The organism is Nocardia sp. CA-145437, assembly GCF_050956485.1.
GTDB lineage: Bacteria > Actinomycetota > Actinomycetes > Mycobacteriales > Mycobacteriaceae > Nocardia.
In genome coordinates this window covers 3,364,785-3,388,945 of sequence record NZ_CP191204.1, presented here as the reverse complement: position 1 = coordinate 3,388,945, position 24,161 = coordinate 3,364,785, and the positions used below count along the sequence as shown (strand labels likewise).

The 24,161-nt window shown below is 69.6% G+C and carries 19 protein-coding genes and 1 pseudogene; 14 read left to right on the top strand and 6 right to left on the bottom strand.

Going from position 1 to position 24,161, the window contains the following annotated elements; genetic code table 11:
• Window positions 1-64 precede the first annotated feature (64 nt).
• Window positions 65-3,256, bottom strand: a complete 3,192-nt coding sequence (locus ACQPYY_RS15750) for a protein kinase domain-containing protein (RefSeq protein WP_433594292.1) — start codon at window positions 3,254-3,256, stop codon at window positions 65-67.
• A gap of 201 nt (window positions 3,257-3,457) precedes the next feature.
• Between ACQPYY_RS15750 and ACQPYY_RS15745 the strand changes: the two genes are divergently transcribed.
• Window positions 3,458-3,961: a transglycosylase SLT domain-containing protein gene (locus ACQPYY_RS15745; RefSeq protein WP_433594291.1), complete on the top strand. Its 504-nt coding sequence runs from the start codon at window positions 3,458-3,460 to the stop codon at window positions 3,959-3,961.
• Between the two features lie 46 nt (window positions 3,962-4,007).
• Here ACQPYY_RS15745 and ACQPYY_RS15740 read toward each other — a convergent pair whose 3' ends face one another.
• Window positions 4,008-4,163, bottom strand: coding sequence for a hypothetical protein (locus tag ACQPYY_RS15740; RefSeq protein ID WP_433594290.1), 156 nt, complete (start codon window positions 4,161-4,163; stop codon window positions 4,008-4,010).
• Between the two features lie 161 nt (window positions 4,164-4,324).
• Between ACQPYY_RS15740 and ACQPYY_RS15735 the strand changes: the two genes are divergently transcribed.
• Window positions 4,325-4,732, top strand: a complete 408-nt coding sequence (locus tag ACQPYY_RS15735; protein ID WP_433594289.1) for a hypothetical protein — start codon at window positions 4,325-4,327, stop codon at window positions 4,730-4,732.
• Between the two features lie 28 nt (window positions 4,733-4,760).
• Here ACQPYY_RS15735 and ACQPYY_RS15730 read toward each other — a convergent pair whose 3' ends face one another.
• Both ACQPYY_RS15730 and ACQPYY_RS15725 read right to left on the bottom strand, forming a co-directional pair.
• Complete coding sequence (locus tag ACQPYY_RS15730) at window positions 4,761-4,913, bottom strand: hypothetical protein (protein ID WP_433594809.1); 153 nt, start codon at window positions 4,911-4,913, stop codon at window positions 4,761-4,763.
• A 38-nt stretch (window positions 4,914-4,951) separates the two neighbouring features.
• A pseudogene (locus ACQPYY_RS15725) lies at window positions 4,952-5,248 on the bottom strand (carbonic anhydrase); the annotation flags it as partial.
• A gap of 584 nt (window positions 5,249-5,832) precedes the next feature.
• Here ACQPYY_RS15725 and ACQPYY_RS15720 point away from each other — a divergent pair.
• The 4 genes from ACQPYY_RS15720 to ACQPYY_RS15705 all read left to right on the top strand — a co-directional run bounded on the left by ACQPYY_RS15720 (window position 5,833) and on the right by ACQPYY_RS15705 (window position 11,910).
• Window positions 5,833-6,579 (top strand): glucose 1-dehydrogenase, encoded by a 747-nt coding sequence (locus ACQPYY_RS15720; RefSeq protein WP_433594288.1) that lies wholly within the window; start codon window positions 5,833-5,835, stop codon window positions 6,577-6,579.
• A 31-nt stretch (window positions 6,580-6,610) separates the two neighbouring features.
• Window positions 6,611-8,272, top strand: coding sequence for a class I adenylate-forming enzyme family protein (locus ACQPYY_RS15715; protein ID WP_433594287.1), 1,662 nt, complete (start codon window positions 6,611-6,613; stop codon window positions 8,270-8,272).
• A gap of 202 nt (window positions 8,273-8,474) precedes the next feature.
• Window positions 8,475-8,606, top strand: coding sequence for a hypothetical protein (locus ACQPYY_RS15710; protein ID WP_433594286.1), 132 nt, complete (start codon window positions 8,475-8,477; stop codon window positions 8,604-8,606).
• 211 nt (window positions 8,607-8,817) lie between these two features.
• Window positions 8,818-11,910: an NAD-glutamate dehydrogenase domain-containing protein gene (locus tag ACQPYY_RS15705; protein ID WP_433594285.1), complete on the top strand. Its 3,093-nt coding sequence runs from the start codon at window positions 8,818-8,820 to the stop codon at window positions 11,908-11,910.
• A gap of 21 nt (window positions 11,911-11,931) precedes the next feature.
• On the opposite strand, the gene ACQPYY_RS15700 is transcribed toward ACQPYY_RS15705, so the two are convergent.
• Complete coding sequence (locus ACQPYY_RS15700; RefSeq protein ID WP_433594284.1) at window positions 11,932-13,458, bottom strand: PucR family transcriptional regulator; 1,527 nt, start codon at window positions 13,456-13,458, stop codon at window positions 11,932-11,934.
• A gap of 143 nt (window positions 13,459-13,601) precedes the next feature.
• On the opposite strand from ACQPYY_RS15700, the gene ACQPYY_RS15695 reads away from it, so the two are divergent.
• The 8 genes from ACQPYY_RS15695 to ACQPYY_RS15660 all read left to right on the top strand — a co-directional run bounded on the left by ACQPYY_RS15695 (window position 13,602) and on the right by ACQPYY_RS15660 (window position 23,517).
• Window positions 13,602-15,032 carry an aminobutyraldehyde dehydrogenase gene (locus ACQPYY_RS15695; RefSeq protein WP_433594283.1) on the top strand — a complete coding sequence of 477 codons (1,431 nt, stop codon included), beginning with the start codon at window positions 13,602-13,604 and terminating at the stop codon, window positions 15,030-15,032.
• A 49-nt stretch (window positions 15,033-15,081) separates the two neighbouring features.
• Window positions 15,082-16,425, top strand: a complete 1,344-nt coding sequence (gene gabT / locus ACQPYY_RS15690) for a 4-aminobutyrate--2-oxoglutarate transaminase (protein ID WP_433594282.1) — start codon at window positions 15,082-15,084, stop codon at window positions 16,423-16,425.
• A 15-nt stretch (window positions 16,426-16,440) separates the two neighbouring features.
• Window positions 16,441-17,898, top strand: a complete 1,458-nt coding sequence (locus tag ACQPYY_RS15685) for an NAD-dependent succinate-semialdehyde dehydrogenase (protein ID WP_433594281.1) — start codon at window positions 16,441-16,443, stop codon at window positions 17,896-17,898.
• A 148-nt stretch (window positions 17,899-18,046) separates the two neighbouring features.
• The gene (locus tag ACQPYY_RS15680; protein ID WP_433594280.1) at window positions 18,047-19,624 is read left to right on the top strand and encodes an APC family permease; all 1,578 of its coding nucleotides are present in this window, start codon (window positions 18,047-18,049) and stop codon (window positions 19,622-19,624) included.
• A gap of 33 nt (window positions 19,625-19,657) precedes the next feature.
• Window positions 19,658-20,623 carry a nitrilase-related carbon-nitrogen hydrolase gene (locus tag ACQPYY_RS15675; RefSeq protein WP_433594279.1) on the top strand — a complete coding sequence of 322 codons (966 nt, stop codon included), beginning with the start codon at window positions 19,658-19,660 and terminating at the stop codon, window positions 20,621-20,623.
• A complete protein-coding gene (locus ACQPYY_RS15670; protein ID WP_433594278.1) occupies window positions 20,623-21,657 on the top strand; it encodes an agmatine deiminase family protein in 1,035 nt (344 codons plus the stop codon). The genes ACQPYY_RS15675 and ACQPYY_RS15670 overlap by 1 nt, the downstream gene beginning before the upstream one ends.
• A 166-nt stretch (window positions 21,658-21,823) precedes the next feature.
• Window positions 21,824-23,188, top strand: coding sequence for a flavin monoamine oxidase family protein (locus ACQPYY_RS15665; protein ID WP_433594277.1), 1,365 nt, complete (start codon window positions 21,824-21,826; stop codon window positions 23,186-23,188).
• Between the two features lie 95 nt (window positions 23,189-23,283).
• Entirely contained in the window at window positions 23,284-23,517 is a 234-nt protein-coding gene (locus tag ACQPYY_RS15660) for a hypothetical protein (RefSeq protein ID WP_433594276.1), read from the top strand.
• A 6-nt stretch (window positions 23,518-23,523) separates the two neighbouring features.
• Here ACQPYY_RS15660 and ACQPYY_RS15655 read toward each other — a convergent pair whose 3' ends face one another.
• The gene (locus ACQPYY_RS15655; RefSeq protein WP_379098388.1) at window positions 23,524-24,096 is read right to left on the bottom strand and encodes a TetR/AcrR family transcriptional regulator; all 573 of its coding nucleotides are present in this window, start codon (window positions 24,094-24,096) and stop codon (window positions 23,524-23,526) included.
• Window positions 24,097-24,161: the final 65 nt, after the last annotated feature.

Here is a 24,161-nt window from a genome sequence, read left to right as displayed (position 1 = left end):
CGGGGTGAAACTCCGAGGCGTCTTACCCAGACCACGGTATCCGGATTTCCGGACATCCACGAGATCAGGCGTGTTCCGCCACCCAGGCGGCAATCTGTGCGCGGGAGGTGAAGCCCAATTTCACCAGGATGTGCTCGACGTGGCCCTGCGCGGTGCGCTGGGAGATCACCAGGCGGGAGGCGATCGCCCGGTTCGTCAGGCCTTCCGCGACGAGCTCGGCGACCTGGCGTTCCCGTTTGGTCAGCACCTGCGGGGCGGTCTCGCCGGCCGGGGACGGTTCGTCGAGCGCGAGCCGTACGGCGGAGTCGAGGCTCATGGCGGAGCCTTCCTGGCGGGCCCGGTCGAAGGCGCGCGGGCCGAGCGCCTCGCGGCTGCCGCGCATGCAGTCGGAGCGGTAGGTGAGCAGGTCGCGGACCATGAGGGTCGCGGTTCCGGCGAGGCGGCCCAGTTTGTCGGCCGCGCCCATGAGGACGGCCGCGCGGCGCGGTTCGTTCCGGTCCGCGGCGATCCAAGCCAGGGTCTCCAGGCAGCCCGCGGCCACCAGCGGCTCGGTGATCAGGGCGGAGAGCCGGACGCCTTCCTCGAGCAGGCGCTTGGCGCGGTCGACGTCGCCGTTTCGCCAGACGGCGAAGCCCGCCGCGAACAAGGCCCACGAGCGGTAGATGGATTCGCCGGAGGTCGCGGTCGTGGCGAGCGTCTTCTCGTGGCAGGCGACGGCTCGGGGGGCGTCACCGCCCAGGGCGTAGGCCCAGCCCAGGGACAGTTGCGCGTCGAGTTGCATGCCGAGTTCACCGCACGCCTCGTACTTGCGGATCGCGTCGGTCAGCAGGGCCGTCGCGTCGGACTCACCGACATTGCCGCGGGCCAGCGCGGCATTGGCGTCGACATGCTCGACCAATGCCTCGACCAGGGGGTCCGGGGTCTGCTCGGCGAGTACACGGAGCGCGTCGAAGCGCTTGTTCGCGGTGGCCAGGTCGCCGGTCAAACCCACGAGCGTGCCCGCGGCGAACAGTGCCCGGGCGCGATCGGTGGTGCGGCCGCCGGGATGACCGAGCGCACGCTCGTACCAGCGGCAACCCTCGTGGAGCCGCCCTCGCAGACCCCAGAACAGGTACAGATCGGTGACCATCACCAGGCCGCCCTCACCGGTCTCGGACAGGCTGTACTCGAAGGCTTTTCGAAGATTCGGCAGTTCGCGGTCGAGCCGGGCGACCCAGTCGAGTTGACGCGGGCCGATCATCTCGGCGTTCGCATCATGGACCAGTCGCTGACACCAATCCCGGTGGCGCTGATGCAGATCCGGGTACAGGCCGGATTCCTCGGCCTGCTCCCGGCCGAATTCCTGCACGGTCTCGAGCATCCGGAAGCGCACCGCCCCGTCGGTTTCCTGCCGGACCAGGATGGACTTGTCGACCAGCGCGGACAGGGTGTCGAGGACCTGGTATTCGGGCAGGTGACCCGCGCACACGTGCTCGGCCGCGTCGAGTTCGAAGCCGCCGGTGAACACCGACAGGCAGGCCCACAACCGCTTCTCGTCGGGGGTGCACAGGTCGTAGCTCCAGTTGATGGAGTATCGCAGGGTCTGCTGCCGTTTCGGGGTGCCCCGGCCACCGCGGGACAGCAGGGCGTACCGGTCGCTGAGTCGGGTGCGGATCTGCTCGACCGACATGGTGCGCAGGCGCGCGGCGGCCAGTTCGATCGCCAGCGGCAAGCCGTCGAGGCGGGCGCAGATCTCGGCGATCGCGGGCTGATTCGCGTCGGTCATCTCGAAGCCCGGCACAGCCGCGGCGGCGCGCTCGACGAACAGCGCCACCGCGTGCGACTGCGCCGACGCGCGTTCCTTGCCCGACTCGGGAACGGTCAGCGGCGGAAGCGGATACGCGGCTTCGCCACCGATGCCGAGAGCCTCGCGGCTGGTGGCCAGGATTCGCACGTTCGGGCAGACCCGCAGCAGTGCCTCCGACAGCTTGGCGGCCGCGTCGATCACGTGCTCGCAATTGTCGAGGACCAGCAGCAGATCGTGCGGGGCCAGCGCTTCCACCAGGGTGTCGAGTACGGATATGACGCCCTGGCTACGGATTCCGAGGACCGCGGCCACCGCATCGGGCAGCAAGGCGTCGTCGCGCAGCTCCCCCAGTTCGACGAGCCATGCGCCGTTCGGGAACCGCTGCCGGGTCTTGTGCGCGACTCGCAGTGCGAGCCTGGACTTTCCGACCCCGCCGATCCCGGTCAGGGTCACCAGCCGCGACCCGGCCAGGAGGTTCACGACCTCGGACAGCTGGGTCCGGCGATCGACGAAGCTGGTCAGTTCGAGCGGCAGATTGCCGGTCCCGTCGTGCAAGGCGTCACTGTGCAGACGCGGAACTCCGTGCGATGCGATCATTTCCGATCCTGGGAGTGATTCGGATTCGGCGCCCGGTTCGTCGCGCACCGCCATGTCGTCGACCGGGAAGCCGCGTTCGAGCTGTATTCGGCGCAGCTGGTCGCCCAAGGAAGCCGCGGTCGGACGGTCCTGCGGGTCGCGGGACATGGCCGCTTCGATCACCGCGCGGACATCGCGTGGGATCCCGATCTCACAGAGTTCGGGATTCGCGGGGGTGGCGATCCGCATGAGCTGGGTCGCCCGCTCATCATCGGGTTGCTCGACGCTGACGCGGCGGGTGAGCGCGCAGAGCAGGCTGGCTCCCAGCCCGTAGACGTCCGAGCCACGGCTGGGGGCCTGGCCGTCGAGCACTTCGGGCGCCGTGACGGCCTGCGAGCCAGCGACGTCCGCGATGCCGAAGTCGGTCAGCACGGGCTCGTCGTAGTCGGTGAGCAGGATGTTCGCGGGCCGGATATCGCGGTGGACGACTCCGGCGCGATGCGCGGATTCGAGCGCCCCCGCGATCCGCACCCCGATGTGGAGGGTATCCGGCAGCGACAGCGGGCCGTCGACGTGGAGCCATTCGCCCAGCGAGCCCCGGGGAAAATACGGCATGACCAGGTAGGGACGGCCACTGCCGGTCTCGCCGACCTCGAGCATGCTGACAATGTTCGGATGCCCGGTGAGGCGTCCCAGCGCACGCTGTTCGCGGAAGAACCGTTCCCGATCCTCGTCCAGGTCACCGGTGAGAACTTTCACCGCCACATCCCGTTCGGCCGCGACCTGCGTGCAGCGGTAGACGATTCCGAGTCCACCGCGCCCGATCTCGTGCGCGCCTTCGAATCCGGCAGCGTTCAGCTCCGTGACGACGTCGGAACCGGCATCACGCTGCACTTCGAATGGATCGGCTTGGACCATCGGTAACTCGCAAATCGCCAGCAGCGGGCACCAATCAGCTTATCTCCCCCGCACGTGCGCGGCGGAAATAGGTATATGCCCGGCAGAACGACCGTCGTGCGCAGGTATTCCCCCGACCGACGCTGTGTTCACCGCCGAGCGACCGCACGGCATCAGAAAACCCTCAGGAGAACCACCATGGCTACCGGACACCGTTCCCCCTCCCGGATCGCCCGCCGTCTCGCCGCTTGCGCACTGGCCGCCGCATCGCTGTCGATCGTGGCAACCGCCCAGGCCTCGGCACTCGTCCCGGACGCTCCGGCGCGGACCCTGCCCGCAGCCGTCAACCTCTCGGCCACGAAGATCGCGCCGACCGCCGCCTCGAACGACCTCGACGGCTGGATCCGTGAAGCCCTGGGCATCATGGCCGCCCACGGCATTCCCGGCAGCTACGAGGGCATCCACCGCAACGTCATGCGCGAATCCGGCGGCGACCCCGGCGCCATCAACCTCTGGGACTCCAACGCCGCGGCGGGCATCCCGTCCAAGGGCCTGCTCCAGGTGATCGACCCGACCTTCCAGGCCTACCACGTCGACGGCACCTCCTGGGACATCTACGATCCGGTCGCCAACATCGCCGCGGCCTGCAACTACGCCGCGGCGCGCTACGGCTCGATGGACAACGTCGACTCGGCGTACTGACCACTGGATTCGCTCCACCCGCTCGGGCGGTGATCCACTCCCCGGATCACCAGCCCGGCCGGAGCATTCCGGGATGCGCGTCCCGGACGGCTCCCAGCTCGATCCCGAACTCCAACAAGGCTTTCGCCCCGCTCAACATCCAGGTGAAGCCCCCGGTCGAATCCGCCGCGTACGCGACCATCTCCTCGACCGTCCCCGTCACACCGGTGGATCCCGGCGAGCATGGGCGGACCGCCGCACCGACCTGAACTCGAGAACATCCGGGTGTCGGCTCCCCGGAACTGCTCCAAAGCCGCCCCGGAAGCCCGCGCCCGAATCATGATGGGACACACCATGTTCGCAGTCGGCGGGAGTCCACACATCATGTCGGTGAAAGCCATATCGGTGAGCGTGACGGCCGTGTTCGCCGCACTCGCTCTGACCGGGTGCGGCTCCAGCAGCAGCGCATCCGACCAACCGAGCACCACGATCGCGTCCACGACCACCCAGCCCGCGCCGACCACAGCGGGGTCGTCGCTGTCCCCGGCCGCGGCGGCGGCACGACGCTCGGCATGCGTCGGCATGCACGCGGTGCTCGCCTTGGCCGCCAGAAGCCACGCCGGAGATCCCCGATGGTCGTTGCAGAACGCCGCCGACGACCTTCTGACCGAATGGCTGACCAGCCCCGACGCCGCAGCCGCGACACCCGACGAGAACGCCGGCTTCACCGCCGGCGCGCGCGACGCCGTCACCCTGGTCTCACGCGGCCAGAGCTACGATCAGTGCCCATGAACCCGCCCAGCCCGCGCGCGGCATGCGCTCAGGAGGGTGCGCCCGACAGGACCTCGACCTCCCCGGTATCGAGGGAGTAGTAGGCGCCCACCACCGCCATCCGGCCCTCTCCCACCATCGGCGCCAGATCCGCGTTGCCACGCAACCGATCAGCGACCAGCCGCACCTGGGCGCGCGCCATGGCATCGGGACGATCCTGGTCATGACGCGCACCTGCTCGTAGGCCGGGCGCACAGCGAGCGCTATCTCCTGCAGATTGCCCGGCAGCGCCTTGCCCGTACGCAAGGCCTCCTCCGCGGCGATGACCGCACCGCACCGCTGGTGCCCGAGCACCACGATCAACGGCGTGCCACCGGTGAGCGGCCCGTACTCGGCGGACGCCTCCACCAGTGGTCCCATCACCTGCGCACCGGTCCGCAGGACGAACAGATCGCCGAGACCGACATCGAAGAGCAGTTCCGGGGGCACCCGAGAATCGATGCAGGACAACACGACACAGTACGGGTTCTGCTTCATGGCAAGGAGTTCTCGCCGATCCGGATCGCGGTCGGGATGATCGAGATTGCCCTTGACCCAGCGCCCGTTTCCCGCCATCAGTCGCGACCACGCCGCCGCGGGAGTCGACGGCGCCGGAGCCTCGGGCGAGGCCGACGCGATCGGGGTCGATGTTTGCCCCTCCGACCGAGACGAGTCCGAACACGCGGCCAACGACCCCGCCGCGAGCATCACTCCACCCGCCAGCACCCCCCGACGCGACAGACCCTCGTGAGCCGAACCCATAGGCATCCACCTCCGGTCGACATCGCGACAGACAGCTATCAACGGGTTACTGTACGCGCGATTCCGCTGGCCCACGCGGAGGATCGTGAAATGTCTTGCGCTCGAGCCTGTTCGGCGGCGCTCGCACCCATCCCGGCGCAGACTTTCCATGGTCGCGACCGCCGCGCCCATGCGGTCAGCGATCGCTGTACCGGTCGACCCACGACCGCGTAGTCGGATCGGCCACGCGTCAATCATCATTTCAATCACTGATTGAAACAGTGATTGAAGACATGATTTACTGCCCGTATGACAGAGAACACTCGATGGCTGGATCGAGCATGAGTAGGCGTGTGGCGGGCAAAGTGGCCCTGATCAGTGGTGGCGCGCGCGGAATGGGCGCCGCGCACGCGCGTGCTCTGGTCGAGCACGGGGCCAGGGTGGTGATCGGCGATCTGCTGGATTCCGAGGGTGAAGCGCTGGCGGCCGAGTTGGGTGCAGCGGCGCGTTTCGTTCACCTCGACGTGACCGACGCCGAGCAGTGGAAACGGGCGGTCAATGTGGCGGGCGAGGAGTTCGGCTCGCTGAGCGTCCTGGTGAACAATGCCGGAATCGTCAACGGCAACACCATTGCCGACTTCGACCCGGCGGCCTGGCGGCAGATCGTCGACATCAACTTGACCGGCACCTTCTTCGGAATCCAGGCGGCGACGACGGCGATGACGACGGCCGGCGGCGGTTCGATCATCAACATTTCCTCGGTGGAGGGTCTGCGTGGGAGCGTCGGATTGCACGGCTACACCGCCACCAAGTTCGCGGTGCGCGGTCTGACCAAGTCGGCCGCACTGGAGCTGGCGCAGCACAATATTCGCGTCAATTCGGTGCATCCCGGCATGGTGCGCACACCGATGACCGAGGGCATTCCCGAGGACTTTCTGCAGATCCCGCTCGGCCGTGCCGCCACCGCCGAGGAGGTCGCGAATCTCATCGTGTACCTGGCGAGCGACGAGTCCAGCTACACGACCGGCGCGGAGCACGTCATCGACGGCGGCCTGATCGTCGGCGTGCCCCACAAGACGTTCGGATGACGCACGCACTACCGATTCGAGGATTTGATTCATGACCAACGCCGTTGACCTCCAGAAGCTCGCCACGCAGGTGACCGCACAGCTGACCGGCCCGGGAGGTCCATTCGAAATAACCGTCGAGCAGGTGCTGGGTGCACCGCAGCCGGTCTTCAAGCACCGCCGAGGATCACTGTTGGAGCTGTTGGAGGCCTCCCGTGACCTGGGCGAACTCGACTATCTGGTGTCCGCGCGCACCCGCTACACCTTCGCCCAGCACTACGCTGCCGCGGGCGCGCTGGCCGCGGCGCTGGCCGAGAAGTACGGCGTCGGCAAGGGCGACCGGATCGGCATCCTGGCCGCCAACACCCCCGAATGGGTGGTCGCCTTCTGGGCCGCGCAGCGCCTGGGCGCGATCCCGGTCGGCTACAACGCCTGGTGGGCGCCGCGCGAGATCGAGTACGGCTTAGCGCATTCCACCCCGACGGTGGTGATCGCCGACGCCAAGCGCGCGGCGGTCGTGGCGGAGACCGGCACCGAAATCCCTTTGCTCACCATGGAAGACGACCTGCCCGCGCTGATCGCGGAGTTCGCGGGCGGCAATCCGGCCTCCGAGGTGACCGAGGACGATCCGGCGATCATCCTCTACACCTCCGGCACCACCGGCCGCCCCAAGGGCGTGGTGCACACCCAGCGGAACCTCGTCGCGGTCGCCGACTACCACCGCTTCACCGACGCGCTGGCCGCCGGCTTCCGCGGTCAGGCCTGGGACGGTTCCCCGGCCGGCCGCCGACATCTGGCGACCATGCCACTGTTCCACATCGCCAGCCTGCACAACATCGCGATCCCGCGCCTCACCACGGGTGACGCGATCATCTTCCCGACCGCGGGCGAGTACGATGCCGAATCGCTGCTGCAGCTGGTCGAGACAGAGCAGGTCACGAACTGGGCGGCCGTACCGACGCTGGCCAGTCGCATTCTGGGCGTGGACATTTCACGCTATGACCTGTCCTCGTTGGCGGCGTTGTCACTCAACTCCGCCCCGTCGTCCCCATCGCTCGTGCAGCGGCTGCGTGAACGCTTCCCCGTCGCATTGCAGGGCCTGACCACCAGCTATGGCTGCACCGAGTCCGGCACCGCCGCGACCGTGGCGACCCCGCCGGAACTGGCCGCCGACAACGAGACCGTGGGCCGCGCGGTGGTCGGCGTCTCGCTGGAGGTCCGGGATCCGGACGGCAAGCCGGTGCCCGACGGCGAGGAAGGCGAGATCTGCATCCGCAGCCCCTACGTCATGCTCGGCTACTGGAACAACGACGACGCCACGAAGGCCGCCATCGACGAGAACCGCTGGCTGCGCACCGGCGACTTCGGAACCCTGCGCGGCGGCAAGCTCTACATCTCCGGCCGCCGTTCGGATCTCATCCTGCGCGGCGGCGAGAACGTCTACCCGCAGGAGATCGAGAACGTCCTCGACGAGCACCCGCTGGTGCGCGAGTCGGCCGTGATCGGCATCCCGCACGAGGATCTCGGCCAGGAGGTGGCCGCCATCGTCGTGGTCGACGATCCGCAGACCCTGACCGAGGACGAGCTGCGCGACCACGTGGCCAGGCAACTGGCCTACTTCAAGGTGCCCGCCCGCTGGCTGGTCACCGCGGATCCGCTGCCGCGCAACGCCACCGGCAAGGTGCTGCGCCGCGACCTCACCCTGGGGAAGTGAATTCCACCCGGGCTCGGCGGTATGTGGCAAGCCCAATACATCACCGGACCGTCGTGGACTGGATGGTGTCGCAGCTGCCCGTCTACGACCTGCGGGTGGAGCCCGGGAACCGGGCCGACGAGGAGCGGCCGGACCGGCTGCTGTCGCTGGCCGAATCCGCTGAGCACGAACTGTCCCGGAAGAACGACGCCGATTGCACGGCGTGCTCAACAGTCGCGGGCCGGACGACTATCTCGAGCCGCCTCTCGCGGACTTCGAGGAGAAGCTGAAATCACTCCAGGATCTGGCGCTGTTCCTCCAGCGAACCGAACCCCAACTGCGGCAGACGCCGTAACCGGCCCCGATCCGAGCTCGAACCCCGCGGGTCGAGTTCAGCGCATCCGGGCTGATCGGCCCGGGAGCGCGCGGGACGCGCCCGCCGATCCGGCACTGGACGAACCGGAGTGCCGGGCCGCGCCGACCGCGCCGCATTGTCGACTGTGTCGTGGCTCTCTTTGCGGCACATTAACTGCGACATCACAGGTCACGCGCAGGGAGTTGAGCAGATGCATCTCGGAGCCGTCGGCATGCTGGACGAGGATCGGACGGAGGCCGCCCCGCGCCTCCACTTCGACCCCGATTCGCTGCCGCCTCGTGCGAGGCTGACCTGGCCCGGCGCCCCGGCGTCCCTGACCGAGCTGATCGAGATCTTCTCGGCCCTGGGCCTGCACGTCACCACCCACGAGGTGAGCGTGGAGGGGCTGTGCACCGAGCATCGATTCACCTTCGGGCCCACGGCCTTCGGGCTGAGCGAGCCGACGGCCGGACTGCTCGCGGAGGCGTTCACCGCCGCCACCGCGGGCACGCTGGAGATCGACGGCTTCACCGGTCTGATCCCCACCGCGGGCCTGGCCTGGCAGGACGCGATCCTGGTGCGGGCCGCCTGCCGGTATCTGCGGCAGGCCGGGCTGCGCATGAGTGAGCCCCGGATCGCCGAAATCCTCACCGCCCATCCGGATTTCGTGCGCGCGTTCGTCGCGCTGTTCCACGCGCGCTTCGATCCCGAACTCCCGGATCGCGCCGCCGCGGTGGCCGATGCCGACGTCGAGGCCAAGCACCGCCTGGAGTCGGCCAGCACCCTGCCCGAGGATCAACTGCTGCGCGGGCTGTACACCTTCTGCACCGCGGTGTTGCGCACCAACTGGTTCCAGCCGGACCGGGCGGTCGCCGCGTTCAAGATCGATCCCGCGCGGTTGTCGCTGTCCACGCCGATCACGCCCTATCGCGAGATCTTCGTGCACTCCACCCGGGTCGAGGGCAGTCATGTGCGCGGCGGCGTGATCGCGCGCGGCGGTCTGCGCTGGTCGGATCGCGTCGACGACTTCCGCACCGAGGTGCTGGGCCTGATGAAGACCCAGACGGTGAAGAACTCGGTGATCGTGCCGATGGGCGCCAAGGGCGCGTTCGTCGTGCGCGGCGGCCGCACCGATCCGGCCTCCGCGGAATTCGCGTACGCGGCCTTCATCGGCGGCCTGCTCGATGTCACCGACAATCTCGTGGACGGCGCCATCACCGCGCCCGCGCACACCGTCGCCTACGACGACCCGGATTCGTACCTGGTGGTGGCCGCCGACAAGGGCACCGCCCGCTTCTCGGATCTGGCCAATTCCATTGCGGTGGCCCGCGGTTTCTGGCTCGGTGACGCCTTCGCCTCGGGCGGCTCGACCGGCTACGACCACAAGGCGCTGGGCATCACCGCGCGCGGCGCGTGGCGCTCGATTCGGCAGCACCTCGCCGAACTCGGCATCGATCCCGATACCCAGCCCTTCACGGTCACCGGTATCGGCGACATGTCGGGCGACGTCTTCGGCAACGGCATGCTCGAGACCGACCGCATCCGCTTGGTGGCCGCCTTCGACCACCGGCACATCTTCCTGGACCCCGACCCGGATCCGGTGCTCTCGCACCAGGAACGCACCCGGCTGGCCGGATTGGAACGCAGCAGCTGGGCCGACTACGACCCGGCGCTGATCTCCGCGGGCGGCGGCGTGTGGCCGCGCACCGCGAAATCGGTGCCGCTCGCACCGGAGGTACGCGCGCGGCTGGGCGTCACCGCCACCGAACTGCCCGCACCCGAGCTGATCCGGGCCATGCTCGGCGCGGAGGTGGACCTGCTGTTCAACGGCGGCATCGGCACCTACGTGCGGGCCCGGGACGAACAGGACGCCGACGTGGCCGACCCGTCCAACGACGAGGTGCGGATCACCGCGGATCGACTGCGCTGCCGGGTCATCGGCGAGGGCGGCAATCTGGGGCTCACCCAGCAGGCCCGCATCGAATTCGCCGTCGCCGGCGGCAAGGTCAACGCCGACTTCATCGACAACGCCGCCGGCGTGGCCACCTCCGACCGCGAGGTGAACCTCAAGATCGCGCTGAACTCCGCGGTGGCCGCCGGACTGGCGACGGTCGACGAACGCAATCGGCTGCTGGCGGCGGAGGCCGACGCCGTGGCCCGCGCCGTGCTCGCCGACTGCGATCGACAGGCGCTGGCCATCAGCCTCGCCGAGACGCACGCTCCCTTCCTCATCGACCGGCACGGCCGCCTGATCGAGAACCTCGAGCACGCGACCGAACTCGACCGAGCCGCCGAATTCCTGCCCACCCCGGCCGATCTCGCGGCGCGCCGCCGGGCGGGCAAGGGCCTGGTGCGCCCGGAGATCGCGGTGTTGCTGGCCACCGCCAAGAACCTGGTGCGCGAGGAACTACTGGCGTCGGACGCGCCGACCGACCCGGTGGTGACCGGCGCGCTGGCGAGCTACTTCCCCGACCGCATCCGGGACCTGCTGGGCGAGCGGCTGCTGCGCGAGCATCCAGTGGCCCGCGAGATCATCGCGGTGGCCGCGGCCAACCGAGTGATCAACCGGGTCGGCCCCGGCATGATCCACCGGCTCGAGGAGCGGCTGGGCGCGGGCACCCCGCAGATCGTGCTGGCCTGCGCCGTCGTCGACGCCGTCCTGGACGTGGACCGGTGGTGGCGTGAGGCGCTGGCACTGCAGGGCGTCTCCCCGCAGATTCGGATGGGCATCCTGAAAGGCATTCAGGACGCGGTGGAACAGGCCACCGCCTGGCTGCTCACCCATCGCAGCGCGGCCACCTGGTCCGCCGAGATCGACTGCCACGCACCGGTTGTCGCCGAACTGATGACGGTCCTGCCGCGCCCCGGCGGCCATCCCGGGCGGGACCTGGCCAACCTGCGCCTGCTCGCCCAGGCCCTGCCGCTGAGCGCGACCGCCCGCCGCACCGGGCTGCCGGTCGCGCTGGTCAGCCAGACCTACCGCGAGCTCGGCGACTTGATCGGCCTGGACTGGCTGGCCACGACCTTCGCCGCCACCCGCACCTCCGACCATTGGGAGACGCTGGCCGCCGCGGTGCTGGCCGATGAACTCCAAGCCCGTTGGCACGCCCTGGCGGCGGCGGTCCTGTCCTCGGCCTCCCCCGCCGATTCGGCCCGCGACCACATCGCCACATGGAAGTCCACGCCGTCCGCGCGGCGGCTGGTGGAGTTGGTCGCGCGCCTGCGCCGTTCCGGCACAGTCGATCTCGCCCGCCTCTGCGTCGTCAACGCCGAACTGGCGACCGCCGCCCTCGGTAACGAATAGTCCCCACACCACCGCGAGCGATCAGCGGCGGGAAACCACAGCCAGCAGCAGTTCGGCGCGGACCAGCGCCTGATCGAGCTTGCAGCCCAGAATCGATTCGATCCTGGCCACGCGACTGCGCAGGGTGTGGCGGTGCACGCCGAGCGCGGTGGCGGCGGTCTCCCACTGGCCGTGGGCCTCGAGGTAGGCGCGCAGCGAGCCGATGAGATCGGTGCCGTGCCGGTCGTCATAGTCGATCAGCGGCTGCAGCATGGCCTCCGACACCGCGCTCAGCACCCGCTGGGCCTCCGGAAAGGCCAGCAGCGCGTGGCCCGCCAGCGCCGCCAGCTCCAGCGGGCGGGCCCCGGGCGCCGCCGCCGAGGCGGCCAGCTCGGCATTGTCGACAGCCGCGCTGAAGCGGCGCAGCGGATGCGGCGAGCTCAGCCCCGCACGCACGGTGGCACGCACGTCGCCGGGCAGATCGGCCAGGAGTTGTTCGGCGAGCTCGTCGGTGTCGGAGCCGCGGAGCAGGACCGCGGCGTGGTCGCCCATGACGTGCGCGAACAGCTGCCGGTTGAGCAGGCGCAGCCGCGCGTCGATCGCGTCGAGAGCGACCGCCGCGGCCTCGGGCCCGGGGCACCACAGCACGAGGGCGCGGATGCGGCCGGTGCGGTCGGCGGCCGCGGTCAGGTGCTGCCACATACTGTCGGGGTCGCCCGGCTGTTGCAGCAGCATGGCGATGGCTTGAGAGTTCAAGTGGTTCTGGGCCATTCGCAACCGGGCCGGCTTCTCGAAGTCGAGGGCGAGCAGCGAGCTGGCGTGACCGAGCAGCACCTGATCGACCGGACCGAGCGCGGTGGCGGTGACGATTGCCAGGTGCCCGTGCACGGTCTGCCCGGCACTGATGGCCTGCAGCACGATGTACTGCCCCGACGACACCTGGATGACGCCGCTGCCCGCGCTCTCACCGTGCGCGGCGATGAACTCCCCGATCCGGTCGAGGATCTCGGCGGCGGGCGACCGCGGATGCGCCTCGGTCACGACGCTGTCGCCGCCGACCACGAGCACCGTCGCCGACAGCGCCACCGACAGCTCCTTGATGACCGCGCGCACGCCCTGCACGGCCGCCCGCGTCATGCGCGGCTGCGCCCGCGAGGCGCGCAGCACCTTCTCGTACTCCTGCTCGGCGAGCCGCTGCATGACCTTCTTGGTGATGGCCGCGAACGGGGTCGGCAGCGGCACCTCGAACAGCGGCAGCCCGAGCCGGTCGGCGGCCTCGACCAGATCCGCGGGCACCGTCTCGTGCGAGAGCCCGATGCCGAATCCGACGCCCGCCACACCGGCCGCGCCGAGGTCCTCGAGGTACCGCGACCGGTCGGCGCGACTGAGCGGCAAACCCATGCCGGTGGTCAGCACCAGCTCGCCCCCGGACAGCCATTGCTGGGGTTCGGTCAGCTCGGAGGTCAGGACGAGGGTGATCACCCGTCCGAGCCCGCTAGCGCCGCCCCTGAGCACCAGGCCCAGCTCGGGTTGGGACAGGACCCATCGGACAGGTATTCCCGCGTTCACAGCGCTCCCATAGCAATCTGGACGATCTGTCGAAACCGAATTCTGCTCCCACGCCGATCCGGCAGGTGACGCAGGGGTGTGTTGCGCAGCACACTAACTGGCAACCACACAGAACGCACTTTCGAACGAGATCGGGCACACACATGACGACTGAGCTGCTCCGCAACTACATCGATGGCCGGCTGGTGGCCGCCACCACGTCGGAGTCGTTCGAACTGATCAGCCCCGTGGACGAAGCGGTGACCGGCCTCAGCCCGATCTCCGGCCGGGCCGACATCGATGCCGCCGTCGCCGCCGCCACCCGCGCCCTCCCCGCCTGGAAGGCGACCACCCCGAGTCAGCGGCAGGCCGCGCTGCTGAAGCTGGCCGAGGCCATCGAGGCCAACTCCGACGCGCTCGTCGAGGCGCAGTGCCGCGAGACCGGCCAGCCCAAACATCTGGTCGCCTCCGAAGAGGTCGCCGCCGGCGCCGATCACCTGCGCTTCTTCGCGGGCGCCGCCCGCATGCTGGAGGGCAAGTCCGCCGGCGAGTACATGTCCGGGTTCACCTCGTATGTGCGCCGGGAGCCGATCGGTGTGATCGGCCAGGTGACCCCGTGGAACTACCCGCTGATGATGGCCATCTGGAAGATCGGCCCGGCGCTGGCCACCGGGAACACGGTGGTGCTCAAGCCCAGCGACACCACCCCGGGCAGCACCCTGCTGCTGGCCGAGCTGTCGCAGGGCATCCTGCCCGACGGCGTGCTCAATGTGGTGCTGGGCACCGCGAGCACCGGCGCGACCCTGGTCAGCCACCCCGGCCTGGACATGGTGGCGATCACCGGTTCGGTGCGGGCGGGCATCGCGGTGGCCGAGGCCGCCGCCGCGCAGGTCAAGCGCGCGCACCTCGAACTCGGCGGCAACGCGCCGGTGGTGATCTTCGGCGACGCCGATCTGGCGCTGGCCGCCGACCGCATCGGTGACGCGGCCTTCTTCAACGCCGGTCAGGACTGCACCGCCGCCACCCGGGTGCTGGTGCACGAGTCGGTGCACGACGACTTCGTCGAGGCGCTGGTGAAGAAGGCGCGGACGGTGAAGCCGGGCCTGCCCGACGACCCCGAGGCCGCCTACGGCCCGCTCAACAACATCCGGCACTTCGAGTCGGTCGTCGGCAAGATCGCGGAGCTGCCCGCGCACGCCACCGTCGTCACCGGCGGCGAGCGGGTCGGCGAGCGCGGCTTCTACCTCGCCCCGACCGTCATCACCGGTGTGCGCCAGGACGACCCGATCGTGCAGGAGGAGATCTTCGGCCCGGTCATCACCGTGCAGACCTTCGCCGACGAGGCCGCCGGCGTGCAGCTCGCCAACGACGTCGTCTACGGCCTGGCCTCGAGCGTGTGGACCCGCGATCACGGTGTGGTGCAGCGTGTTTCGGCGGCACTGGACTTCGGCGCGGTGTGGGTCAACTGCCATATCCCGCTGGTGGCGGAGATGCCGCACGGCGGGTTCAAGCGCTCCGGCTACGGCAAGGACCTCTCCGCCTACGGCGTGGAGGACTACACCCGCGTCAAGCACGTGATGAGCGCGCACGACTGAGTTCACCACGCCACCCGACCCGTAACTCCTTTCCGCAGAAAGACTTTCGATGACCGAGATCACCTACCGGCTCCCGCAGCAGCGGGTGCTGACCACCGCTCTACCGGGCCCGCGCTCGCAGGAGCTGGCCGCCCGCCGCAAGGCCGCCGTCGCGGCCGGGGTGGGTTCCACCGCGCCGGTGTACGCGGCCGACGCCGACGGCGGTGTCATCGTCGACGTCGACGGCAATTCGCTGATCGACCTGGCCGCCGGCATCGCGGTGACCAATGTCGGCGCCTCCCACCCCAAGGTGGTCGCGGCGGTGCGGGAACAGGTCGAGCGGTTCACGCACACCTGCTTCATGGTCACCCCGTACGAGGCGTACATCGAGCTGTGCGAGCAGCTCTCGGCGCTCACCCCAGGCGATCACGAGAAACGCAGCGTCCTGTTCAACTCCGGCGCGGAGGCGGTGGAGAACGCGGTCAAGGTGGCGCGCCTGGCCACCGGCCGGACCGCGGTGGTCGCCTTCGACCACGCCTATCACGGCCGCACCAACCTGACCATGGCGCTGACCGCGAAATCCATGCCCTACAAGTCGCATTTCGGTCCGTTCGCCCCCGAGGTGTACCGGATGCCGATGTCCTACCCGTTCCGCGACGGCGGGCAGGACGGCGTGGCCGCCGCCCGCGAGGCGATCACCCGGATCGAGAAGCAGATCGGCGCGGATTCGGTGGCAGCGATCATCATCGAGCCGATCCAGGGCGAGGGCGGATTCATCGTGCCCGCGGCCGGCTTCCTGCCGACGCTGGTGGAGTGGGCGCGCGCGAACGGCGTGGTGTTCATCGCCGACGAGGTGCAGACCGGTTTCGCGCGCACCGGCGAATGGTTCGCCTGCGATCACGAGGGCGTGGTCCCCGACATCATCACCATGGCCAAGGGCATCGCCGGCGGTATGCCGCTCTCGGCCATCACCGGCCGCGCCGAGCTGCTCGACGCCGTGCACGCGGGCGGCCTGGGCGGCACCTACGGCGGCAACCCGGTCGCCTGTGCGGCGGCACTGGCCGCCATCGAGGCCATTCGGGACCACGATCTGCCCGCCCGTGCCCGCCGGATCGGCGAGACGGCGCTGACGCGCTTTCACGCACTGGCGCAGGAGGTTCCGGCCGTCGGCGACGTGCGCGGCCGCGGCGCCATGCTGGCGCTCGAGTTCGTCCGCCCCGGCACCACCGAACCCGATGCCGCGCTGACCGCCGCCGTCGCCAAGCGCTGCCTGGAGCAGGGTGTGCTCACCCTGACCTGCGGCACCTACGGCAATGTCATTCGACTGCTGCCGCCGCTGGTGATCAGCGACGAACTGCTCGACGAGGCGCTGACGGTGCTGTGCACCGCCATCGCCGACCTCGCGGGCCGATAGGGGGCTGGGACAACAATGGTGGAATACGACAACATCAGCGCCCTCGTCCCCACCGGGATGTGGATCGACGGGGCGTCCGCCCCGGCCGCCGGCGGCCGCACCTTCGCTGTCCACGATCCGGCCGGTGGCGGGGTCCTCACCGAGGTCGCCGACGCGAACGGCGAGGACGCCCTGCGCGCCCTCGACTCGGCCTGCCGCGCTCAATCCGCGTGGGCCGCGACGTCCCCACGGGAACGTTCGATGATCCTGCGCCGCGCCTGGGAGATCCTGCTCGAACACACCGAGGACATCGCGCTGCTGATGACCCTGGAAATGGGCAAGACCCTCGCCGAAGCGCGCGGCGAGGTCGCCTACGGCGGCGAATTCCTGCGCTGGTTCAGCGAGGAGGCCGTACGCGTCGGCGGCCGGTACACCGAATCCCCCGCCGGGACCGGGCGCATCCTGGTCACCCAGCAGCCGGTCGGCCCCTGCCTGGCGATCACGCCGTGGAACTTCCCGCTGGCCATGGGCGCTCGCAAGATCGCCCCGGCGCTGGCCGCGGGCTGCACCGTCATCGTGAAGCCCGCCGAGGACACCCCGCTGACCATGCTGGCGCTGGCGCGGATCTTCGCCGAGGCCGGTCTGCCCGCGGGCGTGCTGTCGGTGCTGCCGGGCAGCGATGCCGCGGCCATCACCGCGCCGCTGCTGGCGGACCCGCGCCTGCGCAAGGTGACCTTCACCGGTTCGACCCGGGTGGGCAAACTGCTGCTGCGCCAGGCCGCCGACAATGTCCTGCGGACCTCGATGGAGCTGGGCGGCAACGCCCCGTTCATCGTGTTCGAGGACGCCGACCTCGACCAGGCGCTGGCTGGCGCGATGGCGGCGAAGATGCGCAACGGCGGCGAGGCGTGCACCGCGGCCAACCGCATCTACGTGCACAACTCGATTCGCGCGGAGTTCGCCGCACGCCTGGCCGAGCAGATCGGCGCGCTGCGCGTCGGACCCGGTTACGCACCGGGCGTCGACACCGGCCCGCTGATCAACGAACGGCAGCGCAAAACCGTTGCGGCACTGGTCGACGACGCCGTCGCCGGCGGCGCGGTCGTCCGCACCGGCGGTCAGATCATCGACGGGCCGGGCTGGTTCTTCCAGCCAACCGTGCTCGACGAGGTGCCGCGCACCGCGCGCATGCACCGCGAGGAGATCTTCGGCCCGGTCGCCGCCGTCTACGGCTTCGACACCGAGGAGGAGGTCGTGGCCCTGGCCAATGACACCGAATACGGCTTGGCCGCCTACTTCTACACACAGGATCTGGATCGCGCGCTGCGCGTGTCCGCGGCGCTCGAGGCCGGGATGGTCGGCGTGAACCGCGGCGTCATCTCCGACCCGGCGGCCCCGTTCGGCGGGGTGAAGCAGTCCGGTCTGGGCAGTGAGGGCGGGTCCGAAGGGATCCACGAGTACCTCGACACCAAATACGTCGCGCTGACCCGCTGACGTCATCCCCCGGCACCCCGGCCCCTGCGCCGGATCCGGTGCCAACCCGGTCTCCGGCAATGACGCCGCTGATCGGTTCGCCACCGCGGCGCGGTGCGGTCGAGGGCTCCGGCCTTCGACCGCGCCACACCCCGTACCAGGAGCTTGAATGCTCGTACAGAACACCTCCGAGACGGCAGAGCCCGCTCAGGACCACACCGCTTCCGGCGGTAAGGGATTGGCCACCGACAAGGTCGGCACCCTGGCCGGCGCGGTGCTGAGTATCGCGTCCATCGCCCCCGCCTACACCACCACGGCCAGCGTGGGCCTGATCGTCGCCGCGGTCGGCCTGAAGATGCCCGCCCTGCTGATCGCCGGGTTCGTTCCGATGTTCCTGGCGGCCTTCGCCTATCGCGAGTTCAGCGCCGAGACACCGGACTGCGGAGCCTCCTTCACCTGGTCGGCGCGCGCGCTGGGACCCTACGTCGGCTGGATGGCCGGCTGGGGTTCGGTGATCGCGGTGGTCATCGTGCTCGCCAATATCGCCGCGGTGGGAGCGGAGTTCCTCTATCTGACCATCGGTCGGATGACGCACTCGGAATACATTGCGGCACTGGGTGAGAACAAGCTGATCAATATCGCCACCACGCTCGTCTTCCTGGCAGCGGCCGGATGGGCGGCCAGTCGCGGCATCAGTTCCAGCGAGCGGGTGCAGTACGTGCTCGTCGGATTCCAGCTGGCCGTGCTGCTGCTGTTCGCGGGCATGGCCCTGGCCAAGGCCCTCAGCGGCGATACGCCGTCGGGGCTGAGCTTCAGCCTCGACTGGTTCAACCCGCTGACCGGACTCACCCTGGGCGCCTTCGCGATCGGACTGATCGGCTCGGTGTTCATGTACTGGGGCTGGGACACCGCGCTCACCCTGGGCGAGGAGTGCAAGGACCCCCAGCGCACGCCCGGCCGCGCCGGACTGCTGTCGATCCTGACCGTGCTGGGCACCTATCTGCTGCTGGCGGTCGCGCTCATGTGGTACGCCGGGGTCGGCGACACCGGCATCGGCCTGGGCGGGGAGAAGGCCCGCAACAATGTCTTCGGCACGCTCGCCGAACCGGTGATGGGCAGCGCGGGCGAACTGCTGCTGTTCCTGGCCGTCCTGGTCTCCACCATCGCCAGCCTGCAGGCCACCTTCCTGCCCGCCGCGCGCGCCATGCTCGCCATGGGCACGTTCAAGGCGCTGCCCCAGCGGTTCGCGTCGGTGCACCCGGTGTATCAGGTGCCGCGGTTCGGCGCCGCGGTCGCCGCGGTGGTGGCGGGCGGTCTGTACGCGATCACCGCGCTGCTGTCCGAGCACGTGCTGCTGGACACCATCGCCGCCCTCGGCATCATGATCTGCTGGTACTACGGCATCACCGCGTTCGCCTCGGTCTGGTACTTCCGCAAGCGCTGGTTCGCCTCCGCGCGCGACACCGTGTTCAAGCTCGTGTTCCCACTGCTGGGCGGAGCCATGCTGCTGGTGGTGTTCGGCATCTCGGTCCGCGAGAGCCTGAAGCCCGAAGTCGGCAGCGGCGCTTCGATTCTCGGCATCGGACTGGTGTTCTACCTCGGCTTCGGGATCCTGGCGCTGGGCGCGGTGCTCATGCTGATCCAGCGCTGGCGTCAGCCGGAGTACTTCCAGGGCAAGACCTTGCCGCGCGCGGTGTCGGGCGATCCGATGCCCGAGCCGGTCGCACCCCATCTCAGCGGCCACTAGGGCGCCGCGCCCTTTCGACCATCAGGAGTAGTCATGCACGTCATCACTTGTTTCGAACCGCCCGTTTCGCATGCGCGAGTACAGGATCCGGTCCGCCCGCCGCTGCGGGTCGCGCTGGTCCAGCACCGCTGGCAGGCCGACGGCGAGGCCATGATCGCCGAGCTGAACGAGGGCATCGGACGCGCCGCCGAGCTGGGCGCCAAGGCGGTCTTCCTGCCCGAGGTCACCTTGAGCAAGTACCCGGCCTTCGTGCGCGGCGGCGAGAATCCGGGCGCCGACGCCGAGGACCTGACCACGGGCCCGACCTTCACCTTCGCGGCCAAGGCGGCCATCGAGCACGGCGTGTTCGTGCACGCGTCGCTGTACGAGCGCGCCGACGAGGGCGACGGGCTCGGCTTCAACACCGCGATCCTGGTGTCCCCCACCGGCGAACTGGTCGGCCGCACCCGCAAGTTGCACATTCCGGTGTCGGCTGGCTACTACGAGGACACCTACTTCCGGGCCGGACCGGCCACCGACGAGGCGTACCAGCCGCACAGCCACCCCGATCTCGGCCCGGCGCGCATCGGCATGCCGACCTGCTGGGACGAGTGGTTCCCCGAGGTCGCCCGCATGTACTCGCTCGCGGGCGCCGACATCATCGTCTACCCGACCGCCATCGGCTCCGAGCCCACCTTCCCGGCGTTCGACACCCAGCCGCTGTGGCAGCACGTGATCGTCGGAAACGGCATCACCGCGGGCACTTTCATGGTGGTGCCCAACCGCTACGGCGACGAAGGCGAGATCACCTTCTACGGTTCCTCCTTCATCTCCGACCCGTACGGCCGGGTGCTGGTGCAGGCCCCGCGCGACGAATCCGCCGTGCTGGTGGCCGATCTGGATCTGGATCAGCGCAGCGACTGGCTGACGCTGTTCCCGTTCCTGGACACCCGCCGCCCCGACACCTACGCCCGGCTCACCGCGCCGGTCGACACCGAGCACCCCTTCGGGCGGGCCTGATGACCTGGCGTATGCCCGCCGAACACGGGCCGCACCGCCGCACCTGGATGGCGTTCCCGCCCGAGGGTTCGGAGATCACCGCGACCCCCGAGGCGACCGACGAGGCCCGCACCGCCTGGACCGCGGTCGCGCACGCGGTGGCCGAGTTCGAACCGGTGACCATGGTCGTCGATCCGGCCGACGTCGGCGCGGCCCGGCGCACCCTGTCCGCGGCGATAGACATCGTGGTGGCGCCGCTCGACGACGCCTGGATGCGCGATATCGGGCCGACCTTCGTGCACGCCGCCGAGGGTTCGGTGGCGGCCGTGAACTGGGTGTTCAACGGCTGGGGCCAACAGGAGTGGGCCGCCTGGGACAACGACCGCGAGATCGGCCGGGCGGTCGCGGCGGCGGCCGGGATCCCGGTCGTCGAGTCGGCGCTGGTGAACGAGGGCGGCGGCATCCAGGTCGACGGCGCGGGCACGGTCATCCTCACCGACACCGTGCAGCTGGACCCGTTCCGCAATCCGGGCCTGTCCAAGGCCGAGGTCGAGGCCGAACTGCGACGCACCATCGGCATCGACACCGCGATCTGGCTGCCGCGCGGGCTGTGGCGCGATTCGCAGCGCTTCGGCACCCGCGGGCACTCCGACATCGTGGCCGCGCTCCCCGCGCCCGGGGTGGTGCTGGTGCACGACCAGCGCGACGGCGAGCACCCCGACCACGCGCTCAGCCTCGAGCTGATGAAGCAGTTCGCGAACGAGACGACCTCCGCCGGAAAGCCTTTCACGGTGGTCCCGCTGCCCGCGCCGCGCACGCTGCGCGACGCGGAGGGGTTCGTCGACTACAGCTACATCAATCACTACGTCTGCAACGGCGCGGTCATCCTGTGCGGGTTCGACGACCCGAACGACGCCGAGGCCGCGGCCGTACTGGCCGAGGTCTATCCCGGCCGGACCATCGTCACCGTCGACGCGCGGCCGATCTTCGCGCGCGGCGGCGGCATCCACTGCATCACCCAGAACGAACCGCTGCCGGTCCCTGCCGGGCGGTAGCGGGCTCACCCCGCACGGACACCGGACCGTCACGCCACTCCGGCGAATGAGGGGCGGTCCGGTGCGCCGAATCGGCGCGGGCATGATCGTGACCGCGCCCACATACTGAAAATAGCAATCTCCGGGCTATCCGGAGGTCCCCCGAATTACCGGTTAAGGAGCTCTCGTGGCTGTCATCACTCGTGACGTCGTGATCGTGGGTGCCGGACCCTCCGGCCTCACCGCTGCGGCGGAATTACGGAAGGCCGGCCTGACGGTGGCGGTCCTGGAGGCCCGCGATCGGGTCGGCGGGCGCACCTGGACCGGCGACATCGACGGCGCCACGATCGAGATCGGCGGCCAGTGGCTGTCGCCGCACCACACCGCCGCGCTGGCGCTCGTCCAGGAACTCGGGCTGGAGACCTTCTCCCGCTACCGTGACGGCGAGTCGGTCTACCTGGCCGCCGACGGCACCCGCCAGCAATTCGTCGGCGACGTCTTCCCCGCGGCCCCCGAGACCGCCGCCGAGATCGACCGGCTGATCAAGCTGCTCGACGAACTGGCGGCTGAGGTCGGCGCCGAGGCCCCGTGGACGCATCCGCAAGCGGCGGAACTGGATTCGGTGCCGTTCAGCATCTGGCTCGAACGCCAGTCCGACAACGAGTACGCCCGCGAGACGGTGTCGTTCTACGTCGCCGGCGCCATGCTGACCAAGCCCGCGCACACCTTCTCCACCCTCCAGGCCCTGCACATGGCCGCCGCTCAGGGCTCCTACACCTCGCTGGCCACCGACACCTTCATGCTCGACAAGCGCGTCATCGGCGGCATGCAGCAGGTGTCGCAGCGTCTGGCCGCCACCCTCGGCGAGGATCTGCACCTGGGTGCGCCGGTGCGCCGGATCCAGTGGTCCGAGGCCGGGGTGACGGCCTTCGCCGACGGCGATCTCGAGGTGCGCGCGAGCCGCCTGGTGCTGGCGGTGCCGCCGAACCTGTACGCGGGCATCAGCTTCGATCCCCCGCTGCCGCGCCGCCGCCATCAGATGTACCAGCACATGTCGTTCGGCTTCGTGGTCAAGGTGCACGCGGTGTACGAGACCCCGTTCTGGCGCGCGAAGGGCTTGTCCGGCACCGGTTTCAGCGACACCGACATGGTCTCGGAGGTGTACGACAACACCAACCACGGCATGGACAACGGCGCCATGGTCGGCTTCATCGCCCACGAACAGGCCGACGCGTACTTCGCCATGGGTCCGGCCGAACGCAAGCGGGCCGCGCTCGACTGCCTGGTGCGCTACCTGGGCCCCGAAGCCGCCGAACCGGTCGTCTTCTACGAATCCGATTGGGGCTCCGAGGAATGGACGCGCGGCGCCTACGGCGTCAGCTTCGACCTCGGCGGCATGACCCGCTACGGCCACGATCACCGTGACCCGATCGGGCCCATGCACTTCGCCTGCTCGGACCTGGCCGGCCACGGCTTCCAGCACGTCGACGGCGCGGTCCGGATGGGCAAGACGGCGGCCGCCGCCATCGTGGCGCAGCACAGTCTGGTCTGACGCACCGCGATGGGCGATCGGTCGGACCGCTACACTGGCGCACTGACTGAAATTTCAGTCGATGGGGTTGCCCGGCGCCCAAGGAGGTAGGGCGCATGGATACATCGGCGTTCGGCCGCTACGAAGGGGTCGACCATGTCGCGGATGTGATGCGAGAGGCGGTCGAGACCGCGCACGGTACCCCCGCGCCCGAGCTGACCGGCGCGGCCGAACGCCTCACGACCCTGGTGGAAGGCTTGAGCAAACGGTGGCTCAGCGGGTCCTGCACCATCGAGCGGACCCGCGAATTGCTCTCCGGCGCAATCGCTGCCGAGCTCGCCACGATCTGATCGGTGTCAGACCCGGCCCAGTTCGGCGACGACCGCGCCCGCGAGCAATTCGCGGGCGCGGGCCAGGTCCAGGGAGCCGCTGAGCCAGCGCTCACTGAGGCCCTCCACGAGGGCGGTGAGGCGTTCGGCGGCGGCGGTGGGGTTGACGTCGCGGACCGCGAGCCCCGCCTCGCGGGCCCGCTCGATGAGGGCGGCCGCTTCCTCGACCCAGCTCTCGGTCGTGGTGCGCAGCTGTTCGCGCAGATCCTCGGAGAAGACCGCGCTGGCCCGGAGTTCGCCCCAGGCGATGCTGTTGTTGCGCACGTCGGGAACGTCCTGAATCTCCAGCAGCAGCATATGTTCCAGCGCGGCACGGGGATTGGCGATCGCGAACGCCGAATCGGTATAGCGCTGCGCCTGGTCGTTGATGAATCCCAGCGCGGCGTCGAGCACGCCCGACCGATCCTTGAAGTGGTAGTAGATCAGCGCCGTGGAGACTCCGGCTTCGGCGGCGAGCTTCTCGATACGCAGCCCGCGCACGCCGTCCTGGGCGATGACGCGAATGGCTGCTTCCAGGATCTGAGTCTGACGGTCGGACACGGAACCTCACTTTACGGATGTGCCGGATGATCGGACGTATACGGGTCCCGAGGGGTGGATCGAGG

Coding starts and splice junctions, on each gene's coding strand:
- ACQPYY_RS15745 (WP_433594291.1), top strand. CDS start 3,458: ATGGCTACCGGACACCGTTCCCCCTCCCGGATCGCCCGCCGTCTCGCC.
- ACQPYY_RS15735 (WP_433594289.1), top strand. CDS start 4,325: ATGTCGGTGAAAGCCATATCGGTGAGCGTGACGGCCGTGTTCGCCGCA.
- ACQPYY_RS15730 (WP_433594809.1), bottom strand. CDS start 4,913: ATGGCGCGCGCCCAGGTGCGGCTGGTCGCTGATCGGTTGCGTGGCAAC.
- ACQPYY_RS15720 (WP_433594288.1), top strand. CDS start 5,833: ATGAGTAGGCGTGTGGCGGGCAAAGTGGCCCTGATCAGTGGTGGCGCG.
- ACQPYY_RS15715 (WP_433594287.1), top strand. CDS start 6,611: ATGACCAACGCCGTTGACCTCCAGAAGCTCGCCACGCAGGTGACCGCA.
- ACQPYY_RS15705 (WP_433594285.1), top strand. CDS start 8,818: ATGCATCTCGGAGCCGTCGGCATGCTGGACGAGGATCGGACGGAGGCC.
- ACQPYY_RS15695 (WP_433594283.1), top strand. CDS start 13,602: ATGACGACTGAGCTGCTCCGCAACTACATCGATGGCCGGCTGGTGGCC.
- gabT (WP_433594282.1), top strand. CDS start 15,082: ATGACCGAGATCACCTACCGGCTCCCGCAGCAGCGGGTGCTGACCACC.
- ACQPYY_RS15685 (WP_433594281.1), top strand. CDS start 16,441: ATGGTGGAATACGACAACATCAGCGCCCTCGTCCCCACCGGGATGTGG.
- ACQPYY_RS15680 (WP_433594280.1), top strand. CDS start 18,047: ATGCTCGTACAGAACACCTCCGAGACGGCAGAGCCCGCTCAGGACCAC.
- ACQPYY_RS15675 (WP_433594279.1), top strand. CDS start 19,658: ATGCACGTCATCACTTGTTTCGAACCGCCCGTTTCGCATGCGCGAGTA.
- ACQPYY_RS15670 (WP_433594278.1), top strand. CDS start 20,623: ATGACCTGGCGTATGCCCGCCGAACACGGGCCGCACCGCCGCACCTGG.
- ACQPYY_RS15660 (WP_433594276.1), top strand. CDS start 23,284: ATGGATACATCGGCGTTCGGCCGCTACGAAGGGGTCGACCATGTCGCG.